Origin of the sequence: uncultured Bacteroides sp. (assembly GCF_947632445.1) — a bacterium.
Lineage (GTDB): Bacteria > Bacteroidota > Bacteroidia > Bacteroidales > Bacteroidaceae > Bacteroides.
On the sequence record NZ_CANRPM010000062.1, the window covers coordinates 1 to 15,565 of the forward strand.

Genomic DNA, 15,565 nt, shown 5'->3' on the forward strand with positions numbered 1-15,565 from the left:
CGTCTTAACGGAAAGCGGGTGCAAAGGTAGAAACTCTGAAACATATCATCCAAATTTTTAGAGAACTTTTTTTTCTATATAAACTAAAATAATCCTTATAAATACACCACGAACGGAACAGGAAAGACAAAAGAATGCAAAAATACACCTTATTTATATTACACGCGCGCGAACAGGTACAATACAACTACTTGCCGGCGGGCAGGTGAAAAAGGGAAAACGACGGCTTATAAAGGAGGAAGCGGCAATTTCAAAAGGGGAAAACAATGAAATGCAATAAGCCAACAAGAGAAAAATGCACTTCCTGCAATGAAAAGAGCTAAAAATACAGGAACCTTCAAAAGGTTTTCTTATCTTTGCATCGCAAATATCTTATTTAATTAAATAACCTCAGTATTAATCAACAAAACCATGAAAAAGCTATTCGTACCCTTTGTGGCATGCGTTCTTGCCGCATGTAGCTCCAACGAGCAGCAGGCTACGTCGTATGATGTCGTCCCGTTGCCGCAGGAAATCACGATTTCGCAAGAGAGCCCGTTCAAACTAAGTAAAAACACGGTCATCGCCTATCCGAAGGACAATGACCTGTTGAAGCGTAATGCAGAATTTCTGGCCGGATACATTGCCGAAGCTACAGGCTACACGTTGAAAACCAAAGCTATCGAAAACGGGAAAAAGCCCGGAAAAGCTATCGTCCTGAGTCTGGACTCAAGCATCGCCAACGCTGAAGGCTATCGCCTGACAACCGAAGCCAATGGCATCAGCATCTGCGGACAGACAGCCAACGGCGTATTCTACGGCATCCAGACACTCCGCAAATCCATTCCGGCTCAGGCCACTGACGCCGACATCTTGTTACCTGCCGGTAAAGTAGAAGACCAGCCACGCTTCGCCTACCGTGGCATGCACTTCGACGTAGGCCGCCACTTCTTCCCCATAGAGTTCGTCAAGGAGTACATCGACCTGCTGGCTCTGCATAACATGAACACCCTGCACTGGCATTTAACTGAAGACCAAGGCTGGCGTATCGAAATCAAGAAATATCCGAAACTGACCGAAGTAGGCTCCATCCGCAAACGCACGGTCATCGGACATAATTCGGGCGAATATGACAACACGCCTTACGGCGGCTTCTATACACAGGACGAAGCCCGCGAAATCGTGAAGTATGCACAAGAACGATACATCACCGTCATTCCCGAAATCGACCTGCCAGGTCACATGCTCGCCGCACTGGCCGCTTATCCCGAACTGGGCTGTACGGGCGGTCCGTATGAAGTATGTCCCGAGTGGGGCGTATTCGAAGATGTGCTCTGCATCGGCAATGAAAAGACTCTTCCTTTCTTAGAAGACATAATGACTGAAATCATCGACATCTTCCCATCGAAATACATCCACATCGGAGGTGACGAGTCACCGCGTACACGCTGGAAGAAATGTCCGAAGTGCCAGGCTCTCATCCGCAAGGAAGGTTTGAAAGCTGACAAGATCCACTCGGCCGAAGACCGCCTGCAGAGCTACTGCAACGCACGCATCGAAAAATTCCTCAACGAACGCGGACGCCAGATCATCGGATGGGACGAAATTTTGGAAGGCGACTTGGCACCCAACGCTACCGTCATGTCATGGCGCGGGTCGGCCGGAGGTATCAAGGCTGCACAGATGGAACACAATGTTATTATGACCCCCAACACCTATTGCTACTTCGACTACTTCCAAAGCAAGGACAAGGAGAACGAACCCTATGACGCTATCGGAGGCTATATCCCTGTAGAACAAGTGTACAGCTTCAACCCCACCGAAGGTCTCAATGAAGAGCAGGCCAAATACATCCTGGGCGCACAGGCCAATTTATGGACCGAATACATAACTTCGACCCAGCAGGTAGAATACATGATCCTGCCTCGTATGGCCGCACTGGCTGAGGTGCAGTGGACCGATCCGAGCAAAAAGGAATACAACAACTTCCTGGAACGACTCAACTCACTGGCCAGAATCTACGACCGTGACGGGCTGAGTTACGCCAAGCACGTGTTCATCGCCCCGGCAGACTCCGTACAGGCAGAATAATCTCAGAACTGGAAATAGATGAAGGGTTGTACATCGGCACTCTTCATCTGAATAACCAGATAAATGAGAGTGACCAACAATACCGCCTTTCCCACCAGGGGAAGGCGGATTATTGTTTTTGTACATCCCCTTTCCCAACTGCCGGGCAGGAAATGAAGTACATAGCCCAGCCCCATCAAGGCGAATACTTCCCAATAACCGGCAATGAGTTGCGGAAAGAGTTGCGGACGGAAAGCCGTAGCAATCTGTTTCAGCATATCGACCGCAGACGAGAACTCGGCATGACGAAAGAATATCCAGCAAAAGCAGACGAAATGGAAGGTAACCAGCATACCGAGAAAACGACGGACACCGTGCGGACGTTTACCCTTCGGACGGCCCATCAGCGCCATCCAGCCTTTATGCAGGGCCAGCGCCACTCCGTGCATCATGCCCCAAAGCACAAAATTCCACGATGCGCCATGCCACAAGCCTCCCAAAAACATGGTGATAATAAGGTTCATGTACTGGCGTATCTTCCCCTTCCGGTTGCCGCCCAGCGAAATGTAGAGATAGTCGCGTAACCAGCTGGAAAGAGAAATGTGCCAACGCCACCAAAACTCCGTAACCGAAGCCGACTTGTAGGGCGAATCGAAATTGATGTTGAAATGGAAGTCCAGCAGCAGGGCAATGCCTATCGCCATGTCGCTATAGCCCGAAAAGTCACAATAAATCTGTAAGGCATACCCATAGACAGCCATCAGATTTTCCACACCCGAATAGAGAGCCGGATTGTCAAAGACCCGCTCCACGAAGTTCACACTGATATAGTCGGATATGACGGCTTTCTTGAACAATCCTGCCATAATCAGGAACACTCCGCGACCGAACATCTCGTTCGATACGAACAACGGACGACGGATTTGAGGAATGAAGTCGCGTGCACGCACGATGGGGCCCGCCACCAGCTGAGGAAAGAAGGACACATAAAACGCATAGTCAAGCAGATTACGGAGAGGGGTAATCTCTTTCCGATAGACGTCAATCGTATAACTCAGCGACTGGAAGGTAAAGAACGAGATACCCACCGGCAAGAAAATATCCAGCAGCTCGAAGTGTCCACCCGTAAACGATGCCCAGCACTCTCCAAAGAAGTTGGTGTACTTGAAATAACAGAGCAAGCCCAAGTTGATGGCCAAGCTCAGCGTAACCCACAACTTACGCCTCCACTTCACGGCTGTCCGCGCCATGAAGCGGGCTATCAGAAAGTCACTGACTGTAACCAACGCCAGCAAAAAGAAATACGTACCGCTGCTCTTGTAGTAGAAATAATAGGAAAACAGGGTGACACACAATAAACGGGCAGTTGTACGTCTGTACAAAAGCAAATATACAACCGCAAAGGCAGCAAACAACCAAAGGAACAAGCCGCTGCTGAAAATCATAGGAGCCTGCGGGTCGTACAAAAAGACATCGCGCAAGCGGGACAAATCAACGTTAAAGTAGGTCAATATTGAATCAATGTTCCACATAAGTATTATACGTTTTCACAATAGCCTCGTAAAGCAACTCACCCTGCAAGGCATATCCGGCAGGCACGAAATGGATATGATCGGGACGCATCAGTCCGGCTTCCTGCCAGTTCAGGCAGGCCCGCTCCACTCCTCCCGCAATGTCATACAAATCCCAGACTGCCAGTCCGTTTGCATCGGCAAAACGAATGATGTTCCGCACTACAGCCGGAGTACGGGGATTGATTTTATACGTTCGACGGCCCTTTCCATGACGTTTGCTTTCATAAGAACCGGGCGGTGTAGTCAGTATCATAGGCACATCGGGCAATCGTTCCCGAAGCATGCGAACCAACTCATCCATCTGCCGGTAATGAACCTCCGTGTCGTACCGGTAATTATGACTTTCATTGGTGCCGAATGATAAAATGAGTAAATCGGGTTTAAGAGCCACTATTGCTTCGACCCGCTCTTTCCGAGTAAAAGAAATACAGAGTGCCCCATTGATGCCAAAATCCCGATAAGCCAGATTGACAAATACTTTTCGCAATAAAGCCGCCACAGTATCCGTCAACACGTGTCCCCGAATATGACTGTCCCCAACGTGTACCACCCGGACTGTGTCAGCAACATTTCCGACACGCATCAGGTGTAATTTCTCCCAAAAAGGATGAAGGACTTCCAAGCTGCCGGTCAACACATTAGTCTGTTGCATGCGGAAAGCCGAAGGCCAGACAACCGGCGACCAGTCAATGGTATCGGTACGATGTCCATAAGCAAACAGCGTATCACAAGGAGCGGTCTCACGGTCTGCCATAGCCTGCAAAGGCAAAGCATCCTGAGCCCGCAGATGACAGAGGCTTATGACAACCAGCAGACACAAGACTTTGCATCGCGATATCCTTCTATTCAGATATTTCACATTAGGGTTCCGATTCATAAGCTCGTTTTCTGTCATACTGTTCCTTCCCATAAACCAACGCCTCGTAAAGCAGACCGGCCAGGTATTTGCCTCCGCGGAAATTGATATGGGTATAGTCATAATTGGCCTGGGGCGGGTTTGCTTCCACCAGCTTTACCATGCTTTCATTCCCTCCCATTGCCTCGAACAGGTTCCAGAAAGCTATTCCGTTGTCAGCCGCCAGGCGCTGCTGATAGCGCACTAAGTTACGGATGCCGGGCATCGTGCGCAGGTCGCCTTCTTCGGTTTTGTAATCCCGGTCACCCACACTGACAATCAGCATAGCAGCCTGTGGAAAAGCCTCCTTCAGATGCTTCAGAGCGGTAGTCATACCCTCGACATAATAGTTGTAGTCGTACCCTCGTTCGGTGGCCACATTCAACCCGTATTGCAGCACTATCAGGTCGTAGGGACGTAAGGCATTAAATTCTTTCAATGTCTGAAGAGGAATAAAACGCAGGGAAAAGCCAGACCCTCCGCGCAACGAGAAGTTGTCCAACACAATACCCGATAAGTCATCCATTGCCACGCCATAGAACACAGCGGAATCGGCTGCATTCACTGTCCAACGGGCCGTACCGATACGCCCGCCGACGCTCCATTCGCGTATCTGCTCTTCAGGCCCGAACGATTGGGACAAAGTCGTTGCCCCATTGATCCTGAGCGAAAGATCCAACGTTCCCATATTGCGGAAAAAGACACTGACCTGCCGGCAAGAGTCCAGATGGGAAGCATACTTCCGCTGCCCGCGTACTTCAACATAAGCGTCATCATGGGGATAGAAATAATGTCCCGAAATTCCCTGCATGCTCCGCTCGAAACCCGCGTGATCCGTAGCCACATGACTGTCCCAACCGCCAAAAGTGTGGATCACCGTAGGACGGAAAACATTAACGGAAGAAGTAATGGGAACAAAACCCACCCCACATCCACCATATTTCTGTTGGAGCATGGCACGCAAATCAGCTGTCAAGATATCTGCTTCAATAAAAGAATCGCCGAAATAGGCTATGCGCACAGGACGCGGATGCTGTGCAAGTTCATCCAATGCTTCGTAAAAGGCCGACATACCCCGACGGGTACTGTCACTATAGTCCTCGATACACACCTTGCCCGTCGGGCAAGTATCGACAAAGGCCGGTTTGGCTACAGGCAGGCACACTTCCAGCGAATCGGGTTCGTCTGCAATGATAAGCGGACGCCGTATGTCGGCCAGAATATCCACACGTCTCAGCGCATATCCCCCTACCTCCATAACCGGAAGCCGGTGCAGCAACAGCAAAGCAACCATCACCACCAACACAAACCCTCCTACTTTCTTCAGCTCGTTTTTCTCCATATTCTCATTCTATCCCTGCGGCATGCGCCGATATTCGCAGACGTTTTTTCCGTTGTCATCCATTGTGATGTTTTTATGCCGCGCGACTTAAATGCCTGTCTACAATCCGTTTTCCCGGTTCGGTTTTAGACTTCCGAACACTTTGCATTATCACTCATTTTTTTCCAAAACCAGAGTTATAATTCTGCATTCAGCAATAAGACGCTGCAAATATACGGAAAGGAAAAGCAATCACCTCATTGCGTTTCCTCTCTTTTTTGAAAAAAATAATAACAGGAGGAAATCTGAAACTTTAAACGCCCACCCGGCACATCCCGAAGCGTCTGAAGGGTACAAACACAAAAAAATGCAGCCGCCCGCACAGAGCAGCTACACTTCATTCCCAGCATAAACAGGTACACAAATCGACTTGTGCATAAAGTATTTTTCAATCGTCAGAGTCCATGTCGACGACATTGAACTTTGTGTCGAACTTAATCTCCCAACGGTTGCTGAGCTTCACTTCGTAAGAGTAGCGATCTTTCTCCAAAGTGATGATTTTAGCATCAGGATAGCGATCGGCAACAAACTTCTGAATGGCTTGCGGCACAACAGCAGCGGGCACCTGCGAATGTCTGCACTTAATATCGGTCCATTCGCCTTTCTTATTAAAGTCGACCTCATCACCGTTGGCAAACATCACCTCGTAAGAAGTGCCGAACAACTCGGAATCTTCCTTAACAAAAGCCACCTTTTCCGAAGCAAAATATTTCTTGACGAACTGCTGTGCAACGGCAGGAAGCTGCTCGACCGTAATCGGTTTATCGTTGTCGGCCGATGCAAACTGAAGGGTGAACACACTCACTAATAAAAAGAATAACTTTTTCATAACTGTACATTTTTAAAGGGTTAATACTTATTTGTCCTTTTCATCTGTTATCGTACAGCAAAGAAAAGCAGCCTTTCTGGAAAGATTTGGAAGAAATGAAGAAAAGGCAAGAAAAAAGAAAAAAAGTTTCCCTATTTATCCATACGTTGCAGTGCCCGCAGGTAATGCACCATCACATCGGCCGCTTCACTCTGTTCCAAGCGAAGGTTTGCCTGCAAATCGGGATAACCTTCCAGAAGAGCCATCATTTTGTCCCTACTGACAAACTCGGCACGACCCGTTTCGGGTTGGACTTCATAGAACACACGGGCAGCTACCAGCGCCGATGCAGCAATGGCATCGCCCACTTCACCGCCCAACTTGGTCGCATCGGGTGCCTGGGCCGTACTCGTAGCTGCCTGTCCCACAGGCTGGGCGCAAAAGTAGAACTTGCCGCCCACCTGCATGGCAGCTGCATAGCAATTACCAAAACGGTAACGCTTATAGCGCATCTTGCGACAATTAACATACAAAGCCGTATCAATCCGCACCGCGTAGCAACGCTTGCGCAAATAGTGGTTCAAGCCTGGGTTCTCGTCAACCTCGATCCGGTAGTCGCCTCCACCCATCAGCAGTATCTGGTTTTTACTGCGCCGTTCTACCCGTAACGTTGTAACCGTATCACCTTCACATTCCACCAGTTCACGCAGGTTGGCATACATAATCTGTTGAGCCTCGCAAGGCAGAAACAACCCCGAGACACACAGCAACACCAGCAACACGACCCATTTTTTCATATTAAAACTATCTCCTCTCCGGTTCATTGGTTTTCCGAGATAAAGGTAAGCTATTTTAGAAAAACCTGCAAGGATGCGGCCAAAATAATATAAAGAAGAAAAGATCGGGACGATATTTGACCGTATTTTCATACCTCTCTTTACGGTAATAACCTGTGGGCAGCTTTAAAGATATAACTATTATCAAGCATTGTTCCATTATAGAAATTGATTCACATTTCCGTATACTTCGTGGGCATAACCGAAGAGGTGGCATTGCGGTTTTGCCTCAAAAACACAAATCATTATTCCAGTTATGATAATTTTATGCTTGTAAGGTAATCCGAGAAAACCTATTTTATGAACGAACAAAAAATAAACATAGACAAATAAAGGTAACCGTATGATAACCTATTTGTGATTTTTTGCTAAATTTGCACCGTTAATATAATAATAGTACTATATATGAATTTGAAGAAATTACCATTTGCGGCACTGTTGCTTTTCTGTGGTTTGTTCAGTGCCTGTAGCGATGACGAAGACGAAAAATGGCAGAAACTGCCGACCACGCCTATTGAGATTGACGGCAGCAATGCCACGATGACTGTCAACGGTGTGACGAGCACGACGGGACAGGTAACATTCAAGGCCGAGAGCGAATCACGGGCCACACTTACATTGACAGACGCAGTGGGTGGTTATCCTAATTTGGAAATACCTGTCGAAATGACACTTGCCGCAGACGGAAGTTCATACACTTTTACAGGAAGCGCTACAGTGAATACAGCCCCACAAGTGCGGTCTGTATCCGCAGATCCTGCATTGCTGACTGTGGATGCCGGCGGTACGATTTCCGTTGACGGCAAATTCTCACTTGATTTGACCGCTTACGGCCCGGGACTTAATTTGGGTAGCTATACGGGGGCAACCCTGACGCTGACATACAGCGACGTGAATATGATGGGAGCCGCAGTCTATTACACTTTATCAGGTACTACTCCGGTTCTGACATTGGTCAACATCGTACCCGGCGAACCAAGCGTTCCCATAGAGAGTGTATATACCGACCAAAACGGGGCTTTCTCCGGTACTGCCACCACATCGGGAGGTGCCACTATAGGATATAACGGTACGGTCAACGCGGCTAACGGCATGACGCTTGCCTTGAATGTGACGATGCCTGACAAACTGCAATTAGGCGGTACATACGGTTGGGCGGAGATTGAAAATGCGGAGAGCTACGAAGGTCAGTCGGGTCTGCCTTCAGGTTCAGGTTGCTATATAGATATAGTAGATGACAATGGATTGGTCGGAGGAGACAACTCCAGCTTGGGTTTCATTGTGAGACCACTTTTGGGAGGAATCCTACCACAAGCCTTGAGCAGTGTCACGTTTGCTGCCGATGGAAACATTCTTGCCGATTATTCTTCGGCTTCCGTTGCCATCCCAATGGCTGACGAATATGACTTGAATGATCCAAGCAAACAAATAATGTGGCTCTATGTAGGCATCATGACTGGCGGTTTCACGCAGGAAAAACTGAATGCAATGCTTGACGGACGTACATACCGGTCATCACCTGCCAACCTTGCCCATTGGTTCATAAAGGATGGACAGCTGAATGTGAAATTGAATGTGGCTGCCATCGTATCCCAGGCATTGGCAGACAAAGGTATGACCGACACGGGATTGGATTTGTCTGCCATAATCAATCAGTTCTTAGATACAGACGCACAAGGCCTGCGCGCGTTGCTGGCAAGTCTTGCCCCTATGATGGGAAATTATGCTGATTTCGTACAACTAGTTGTGGAGAAAGCAAGCGATGACACGTTGAACGCATTGCTTGGCTGGGTGAAAAACGGCATTCCATTGAATATACAGACTGTGGACGGGCATACCCGCATATATCTTGATCGTGATGATCTGGACTTTGTCATCCGGTTGCTGAAAGACCCCGAAGTGTATGCTGCTCTCACAGCTATGTTGCCTGCCGAAGCTCAAATGGCTACCGGATTTGTTTATCAGATCTGTAACGATTGGGAAAACCTTTCAACCTTCAATATAGGGCTGGATTTAATCAAAAAATAAGGATTAACCAAAACGTGATTTAAAAATGATGACTATGGCAGCCTTGTTCGGATTAGTGACCGTTGACGTCAGCTTCCAGTCCAATTGAGGAACAGAAGAATCTGTTTATAGGGCACTGCAAGGGCAAATCTTGCAGTGCTTTTATTTTAATTTGTAAGATGCTTCAATCTTGGTTTCCATCACCACATCAGCATAGACCTGCGTTGAGTTGATGCTCGTATGTCCGAGTAGTTTGCCGACCGTGTACAAGTCGCCCCGGCAGCCAATAATAGACTCGAACAATCGCCAACAATTTCTCAAAGCGACCGCCGACCAACCATCACCAAAACGTTCTTTCTTGAATTGCAGACTTGCTTGCAACACTCTTCACTTATAATACTCTTCAGCATATCGCAGATTATCGGTCATTTACCCTCAGTGACATACACATCGTCATGTGTATCACCCTTCCAATAAGCCATAGGATGAAATGCCTCCGTGAGCTTGTTGTAATTACCGGATAGCGGGCACATGGCTTTTAATTCATTTAGCCTTTTTGCCAGTTCGTCCTTGTCTCTTGAAAAGATGAAATTGCAATAACGACGGTTCTCATACGCATAGTCAGATGAATCAAAACAAGGATAATGTTCAGAATCTTCTGCCACGTAAACGCCGCCATTGGGTTCACCACTGATGGCGTGTTTCCATATATCTTTCACTCCATTGAATGTCGCTCCCAACACTTCAATCTTTTCATCGTTCTTATACCTTTTCATTATCTTAAAAATTTATGTAAATAACATGAGTTCGATATAAAATTATTCTATTGATTATTAGAAACATAGTTATTATATAGCGCTTATGTAACAACATCTAAACGGTTACCACTATGTTCTCAGAGGCTAAAGTTACAGAGATTTATTGTAGGACGGATGATTTCTGCAAGAAATTTACGTTGCTACAGGGAAAACAATAAAGATACGGAAATACGGACTTATACAACCGGACGGGAAGTCAAATACTTCCCTAAATTCTACCTTTCCTCCCTGATGTGTGAAAACGATTCCTTATAACAACTTGTAATTGGTTGCGTATGACAGTGCCTCTGCAATATTCTTGACTCCCATCTTAGAGAACAGGGCCCTTTTACACGACTTAATGGTGTCAACAGACTTGCATAATTTGTCGGCTATGTCATTCATGGTATAGCCTTGGGCGGAAAGAACCAGCACATCACGCTCCGTTTCGTTCAGCGTTATTCCTTCTTTCTTTATCCATTTGTGCTTGTCCAACGAATATTCATAATAAGATTTTGAACCGGATTTCTTCACTATAATGTAACCAGGAGTATTCCTTGCCGACATGGATATGGTACATAACGCCAACCAGATACGTCCGTCTTTTGTCAATACCATAGGAGTAAGATGATGATTGACTAATCGGAGCTTCTTGCCATGCTTTATATGGAAGTCGTATGATATGGCATAGTCAAGACGATCCGCCAAAGGTATCTCATTAAACAGGTCGAACCCTTTCTTGTTTATTTCCAATAGCATCTGCTGTTCTTTCTCAGGCACATAATCCAAATAGAATTGATAGCCGAAATCCTTAATCTTGTCAGAAGTCTGACCGCACCAATACGCCAGATTTTCCGATACGTAAAGGAAGTTCTGTTTGAAATAGTCTATGATGTACACACACTGGTGCGTGCTTCTCGCAAATGCCTTGGCTGCATTTACAAGAAGATTTATTTTCTGATAGTCTTCATCCGTGATATTATAAACGGAATTAGAGACGATGAAGAAATCTCCTACAGTTGTTGCCATAAAACGATTCTAATATGGCTGCAAAATTACGATATTATTTATTCCCATCCTCCATTTAACACACAAAAGTGTAAAACTGGCAGGGCAATTGTTAGCAATACACTTTTGTGGCAAATATAAAAGTCCGTTCATCCTTAGTTTTGCATCAGGGAAACAACAAAGATACGGAAAAAGCATTGATTAAATCATTAGAGAAACAAGAAAAACCAAATACATTCAAACAGCTTTATGTTATGAAAAGAACCTTATTTTCAGTTTTATTAGCCGTGAGTTCGTTTGTCATCTACGGGCAAAACATAACCGGCAGAATAACCGATACGGAAAACCGACCGGTTGAATATGCGAATATCGTAGCGTTGACTTCTGACTCTCTATTCATATCTGGAGTAACCAGCGATACACAGGGAAATTTCATTTTGTCTCTGCCTGTACAACCGCCACATGCTGCTTTGTTGAAAATATCGTTTGTAGGATATGAAGACAAATACTTGAATTGCCATAACGGCAATATGGGAACAATTCAGCTTATCCCTTCAGCGGTACAACTCAAGGAAGTGACTGTTACAGTCCCCAAATTCAAATTAAGTTCCGAAGGTTTGCAAACCAATGTGGCCGGTACGCTGCTCAGTAAAGCCGGAACGGCCAACGATATTCTGAAACAACTTCCCAATGTACAAGGAAGTGACGGAAACTTCACTGTATTTGGAAAGGGGACACCACTCATCTATATAAACGGAAAGGAAGTGCGCAACTCTGTTGAACTGGAAACACTCAGTTCTGAAGATATTCTAAGCGTAAAAGTCATTACCAATCCCGGAACACAATATGACAACGCGATTAAAGCCGTTATACAGATAAAGACAAAAAGAAAAGCCGGAGAAGGCTTAGGAGGATTGGTGAGAAGTCTTTACAGGCAAGCATACCGGAGCGGATTCATTGAACAAGTCTCGCTGAACTATCGGAAAGACAAATTGGATTTGTTCACAACCCTGTTCTACAACAACATGTATCTTAAACAAACACAGTCTAACAAACAATCCATTTATAACAGACTGGAACAGAACGGAAACATAAATATACTGACGCATGCGCAGGAGATATATGGTTCGGCAGGATTCAACTACGAATTCAACGACAACCACTCTATCGGAGCAACCTATACCATCGACCGCGAACCCAGGAACTCTGTAATGAACAATTACAATACAGTTTCGGAATTAGAAGCCACTACGCGAAACGTGAATTACAGACACGACGGTAATATGCCCAACGGTACAAACCACCAACTGAATGCCTACTATAACGGCAAAGTGGGAAATCTGCAAATTGATTACAATTTCGATTATCTCTACAGCAAAAATACGAAAGACCAACTTACCACCCAACAGCCCGAAGGGGAAGAGCCAACCTATATCACCACGACCAACCGCGCGCATAACAAACTACTGGCCTCGAAAATCATACTTTCATATCCATTGGGAAACGGACAGATTGATGCAGGAAGCGAATATACTTACACACGCCGAAACGAAACATTCGAAAATGTGGAACAGCTGCTTTACGACACCGATGACCGGATAAATGAAAACAATACAGCAGCCTTTGCCAAATACAGCTTACATTGGAAGGCATGGGAACTGTCAGCCGGGATGCGTTACCAGTTCACTCGCTCAGATTATTATCAGAAAGGAATAAAAATAAAAGGACAGATCCGGACATACAACAAATGGCTGCCCGAAGCGTCTGTGAGTTATGGAAGTGAGAAGTTTCAGGCACAACTGAGCTACGGAGCAAAAATGACACGGCCTTCCTATTATATGCTGGCTACTAATGTTCAATATGACGACCAATATACATACGAGGGAGGAAATCCGTTACTCCAACCGGCCATTTACCACAACCTGAATCTGGAAATGATGTACAAATGGATATACTTTACAACAGGATATGTTCACAAAAACAATGAAATGCTGAACGTTGACAAACCTTACAATAATAATACAATTCTGTTTACGTATGCCAACATTGATAGAATAGAGGAAGTCAATGCCATGCTCAGTCTCTCTCCCCGTTTCGGGTGTTGGGAACCTACATACAGTGCAAGCGTAAGTAAACAATTCCTTGACAATAAATCGCTTGGAGTAACCGAAAAACTGGGAAAGCCGATGTTTCTGTTCAAGCTGAATAATTCGTTCTCCCTGCCTCAAGACTGGATAATCGGAGTAAATTACAGTTGTAACACCAGCGGCCATAGCGGTGTCTTTCTTAGAAAGCGCAGCAACAGACTCGATTTACAGATTAATAAAAACTTCTTCAAAAACCGGCTTTCACTCAGTTTACAAGCCAATGACATTTTCAAAAACAGCTACAACTCCAGCATCTATTACGGCAACCACATGAGTGTGAATATCCGTAATTACAGTGACAGCCGTAATTTTCAGATTAACATTGCCTATCGGTTCAATTACACACGCAACAAATACAAAGGGAATGGTGCGGGTGAAGATGAAAAAGGAAGACTTTAACCAATCCCATGATTCCATGCAATGCGGCATTGACGACGCACTTCCTTGCACACTCATGAAGCACTGCCACACACCAAGATAATTTATAAGTCCAATACCTGATTGATTACATCTTACACAAATATAGTTGCTTTGCCCAACCGTTGTTTTGTGTATAGCTATATATCATTTGTGCAACTTGATTTTTAACTTGCTCAGTAATTATAAACATATATAATTACAATGATTAATTATAAGATTGAACTATATAGGAATATCTTCAAGCTTTAGAAATTATTCCAAGTCATCTAGCCGATGTTCTATGTCACTGATTCTACTATCAAGATCGTCATAATCATCGTCGTCATAACTGGAATCGTTTCTGAGTGAAACGATTGAAATTGAAAGAGAAGATGTTGATTTGTTCCCTCTTAGGTCTGTTGCAGACAAAGGAATGGAATTGTCTCCAATATGAAGTCCATTCATATGAAGTCTTATACATTCACCACTCTTAACCTTTTTTGCATCGAGCTTGTGAGTTCCAATCGTTATTGTTTGAACATCACCGTTCACATCAATATAGAATGGGATGTTATACCCAAAATAGTCATTCCCTTCAAAACTCCCATAAGAAATCGATACGGATGAAGTTAATGGAGTCGGTGGTTCTGGAAATTTAACGATTACGTCTTGGCTCTTCAAATATATCTTGCTTGGCCATGAACTTGAGGAACTAGAATTATACAACCCAGAATGCAAAGAGTATAACATATTGTTAGGTCTATGTCCGCTTGCAAATAGGTTTGGAGCCATATTATCAACAAAAACGATACCTAAGGGAACTATTGTGTATTTCCAATTCTCATCTATCCCGATCATAAATAAGCAGTTTGGACCGCCCTTCCCTGATTGGTTACAAATAAATATCTCAGAGGTTGATGTTTGGGCATCTTTAAGTCCTTCTGATATTTTCTTTTCGATAAAAGACCTTATACTATTTTCATCTTGTGCGGCATATAAATAGAAATATTTACCAGGCATATTTACATTAAACCGATATTTTGTGTCTTTTAATGTTTTTAGTATGGGAGGATTACCTGATATTTTTGCATACTCATTATGACCAGAATAGTTAAATTGCCTTATAAGTGAATTCATATTCTCAATCAGTAAACTATCAGGATTCAAATTATTCTTAAATATCCACAGTCTGATTTTGTCTCTATAGTTTCTCTTGTAATTTACATCATATAAACCGACACAATTTCCTGACATAACTGTTGCCACATTTATAGGAACAATATTTTTAGTGTTGTAAGAATATATAAAAACTGTATCATTTGTTCTAGAAGTTTGGACAGAAAACGTCTGCTTATTATTGTGTGTGGCAAGATTGTACGCAAATTGAATTTGATCAAACTCTTTTACAATCTTGTTTAAATTCAAAGATAGGGTATCTTTTACCAAAAGAGTCTTGCTATAGAATCCTTCAATATTTATAATAGCCGTATCTCGTGCCATTGTATCTGTTTGAACGATTAGCAGTTCTGCTGTTTCTGAATCATAATGAACAACAGGCAATGATAAAACATGTTCAAAAGAACATGATAAAAGCGTGTATAAAACGCATGCACTGATAAGAAATTTGAATGTTTTCATAAAATGAATCTATTATAACGTGAGTT

Annotated in this window: 12 protein-coding genes; 3 read left to right on the forward strand and 9 right to left on the reverse strand. The window is 44.5% G+C overall.

The features are described 5' to 3' along the window. The first annotated feature begins 411 nt into the window (after positions 1 to 411). Positions 412 to 2,070: a beta-N-acetylhexosaminidase gene (locus Q0Z70_RS10935; protein WP_298074473.1), complete on the forward strand. Its 1,659-nt coding sequence runs from the start codon at positions 412 to 414 to the stop codon at positions 2,068 to 2,070. Between the two features lie 2 nt (positions 2,071 to 2,072). Here the strand turns inward: Q0Z70_RS10935 and Q0Z70_RS10940 are convergent, their stop codons facing one another. The 5 genes from Q0Z70_RS10940 to Q0Z70_RS10960 all read right to left on the reverse strand — a co-directional run bounded on the left by Q0Z70_RS10940 (position 2,073) and on the right by Q0Z70_RS10960 (position 7,504). Beyond that, positions 2,073 to 3,560, reverse strand: coding sequence for an MBOAT family protein (locus tag Q0Z70_RS10940; protein ID WP_298074493.1), 1,488 nt, complete (start codon positions 3,558 to 3,560; stop codon positions 2,073 to 2,075). Positions 3,561 to 3,567: 7 nt separating this feature from the next. Beyond that, complete coding sequence (locus tag Q0Z70_RS10945; RefSeq protein ID WP_298074475.1) at positions 3,568 to 4,377, reverse strand: SGNH/GDSL hydrolase family protein; 810 nt, start codon at positions 4,375 to 4,377, stop codon at positions 3,568 to 3,570. 106 nt (positions 4,378 to 4,483) lie between these two features. Next, positions 4,484 to 5,860, reverse strand: coding sequence for an SGNH/GDSL hydrolase family protein (locus Q0Z70_RS10950; protein WP_298074477.1), 1,377 nt, complete (start codon positions 5,858 to 5,860; stop codon positions 4,484 to 4,486). Positions 5,861 to 6,287: 427 nt separating this feature from the next. Continuing rightward, entirely contained in the window at positions 6,288 to 6,728 is a 441-nt protein-coding gene (locus Q0Z70_RS10955; RefSeq protein WP_298074479.1) for a PepSY-like domain-containing protein, read from the reverse strand. Between the two features lie 131 nt (positions 6,729 to 6,859). Beyond that, the gene (locus Q0Z70_RS10960) at positions 6,860 to 7,504 is read right to left on the reverse strand and encodes a DUF6563 family protein (protein ID WP_298074481.1); all 645 of its coding nucleotides are present in this window, start codon (positions 7,502 to 7,504) and stop codon (positions 6,860 to 6,862) included. Positions 7,505 to 7,948: 444 nt separating this feature from the next. On the opposite strand from Q0Z70_RS10960, the gene Q0Z70_RS10965 reads away from it, so the two are divergent. After that, positions 7,949 to 9,571, forward strand: a complete 1,623-nt coding sequence (locus tag Q0Z70_RS10965; RefSeq protein WP_298074483.1) for a DUF4925 domain-containing protein — start codon at positions 7,949 to 7,951, stop codon at positions 9,569 to 9,571. Positions 9,572 to 9,712: 141 nt separating this feature from the next. Here the strand turns inward: Q0Z70_RS10965 and Q0Z70_RS10970 are convergent, their stop codons facing one another. The 3 genes from Q0Z70_RS10970 to Q0Z70_RS10980 form a co-directional block, all read right to left on the reverse strand. Beyond that, positions 9,713 to 9,934 carry a hypothetical protein gene (locus tag Q0Z70_RS10970; RefSeq protein WP_298074494.1) on the reverse strand — a complete coding sequence of 74 codons (222 nt, stop codon included), beginning with the start codon at positions 9,932 to 9,934 and terminating at the stop codon, positions 9,713 to 9,715. Between the two features lie 41 nt (positions 9,935 to 9,975). Then, entirely contained in the window at positions 9,976 to 10,326 is a 351-nt protein-coding gene (locus tag Q0Z70_RS10975) for a hypothetical protein (protein ID WP_298074485.1), read from the reverse strand. Positions 10,327 to 10,617: 291 nt separating this feature from the next. Further along, positions 10,618 to 11,376: a helix-turn-helix transcriptional regulator gene (locus Q0Z70_RS10980; RefSeq protein WP_298074487.1), complete on the reverse strand. Its 759-nt coding sequence runs from the start codon at positions 11,374 to 11,376 to the stop codon at positions 10,618 to 10,620. Between the two features lie 233 nt (positions 11,377 to 11,609). Here Q0Z70_RS10980 and Q0Z70_RS10985 point away from each other — a divergent pair, with 233 nt between their 5' ends. Then, the gene (locus tag Q0Z70_RS10985) at positions 11,610 to 13,901 is read left to right on the forward strand and encodes an outer membrane beta-barrel family protein (protein WP_298074489.1); all 2,292 of its coding nucleotides are present in this window, start codon (positions 11,610 to 11,612) and stop codon (positions 13,899 to 13,901) included. A 273-nt stretch (positions 13,902 to 14,174) separates the two neighbouring features. Here the strand turns inward: Q0Z70_RS10985 and Q0Z70_RS10990 are convergent, their stop codons facing one another. Further along, positions 14,175 to 15,539, reverse strand: coding sequence for a hypothetical protein (locus Q0Z70_RS10990; RefSeq protein ID WP_298074491.1), 1,365 nt, complete (start codon positions 15,537 to 15,539; stop codon positions 14,175 to 14,177). Positions 15,540 to 15,565 lie beyond the last annotated feature (26 nt).

Excerpts from the sequence above, each read along its gene's own strand:
- Q0Z70_RS10935 (WP_298074473.1), top strand. The coding sequence starts at position 412 with ATGAAAAAGCTATTCGTACCCTTTGTGGCATGCGTTCTTGCCGCATGT.
- Q0Z70_RS10945 (WP_298074475.1), bottom strand. The coding sequence starts at position 4,377 with ATGGCAGACCGTGAGACCGCTCCTTGTGATACGCTGTTTGCTTATGGA.
- Q0Z70_RS10950 (WP_298074477.1), bottom strand. The coding sequence starts at position 5,860 with ATGGAGAAAAACGAGCTGAAGAAAGTAGGAGGGTTTGTGTTGGTGGTG.
- Q0Z70_RS10955 (WP_298074479.1), bottom strand. The coding sequence starts at position 6,728 with ATGAAAAAGTTATTCTTTTTATTAGTGAGTGTGTTCACCCTTCAGTTT.
- Q0Z70_RS10960 (WP_298074481.1), bottom strand. The coding sequence starts at position 7,504 with ATGAAAAAATGGGTCGTGTTGCTGGTGTTGCTGTGTGTCTCGGGGTTG.
- Q0Z70_RS10965 (WP_298074483.1), top strand. The coding sequence starts at position 7,949 with ATGAATTTGAAGAAATTACCATTTGCGGCACTGTTGCTTTTCTGTGGT.
- Q0Z70_RS10975 (WP_298074485.1), bottom strand. The coding sequence starts at position 10,326 with ATGAAAAGGTATAAGAACGATGAAAAGATTGAAGTGTTGGGAGCGACA.
- Q0Z70_RS10980 (WP_298074487.1), bottom strand. The coding sequence starts at position 11,376 with ATGGCAACAACTGTAGGAGATTTCTTCATCGTCTCTAATTCCGTTTAT.
- Q0Z70_RS10985 (WP_298074489.1), top strand. The coding sequence starts at position 11,610 with ATGAAAAGAACCTTATTTTCAGTTTTATTAGCCGTGAGTTCGTTTGTC.
- Q0Z70_RS10990 (WP_298074491.1), bottom strand. The coding sequence starts at position 15,539 with ATGAAAACATTCAAATTTCTTATCAGTGCATGCGTTTTATACACGCTT.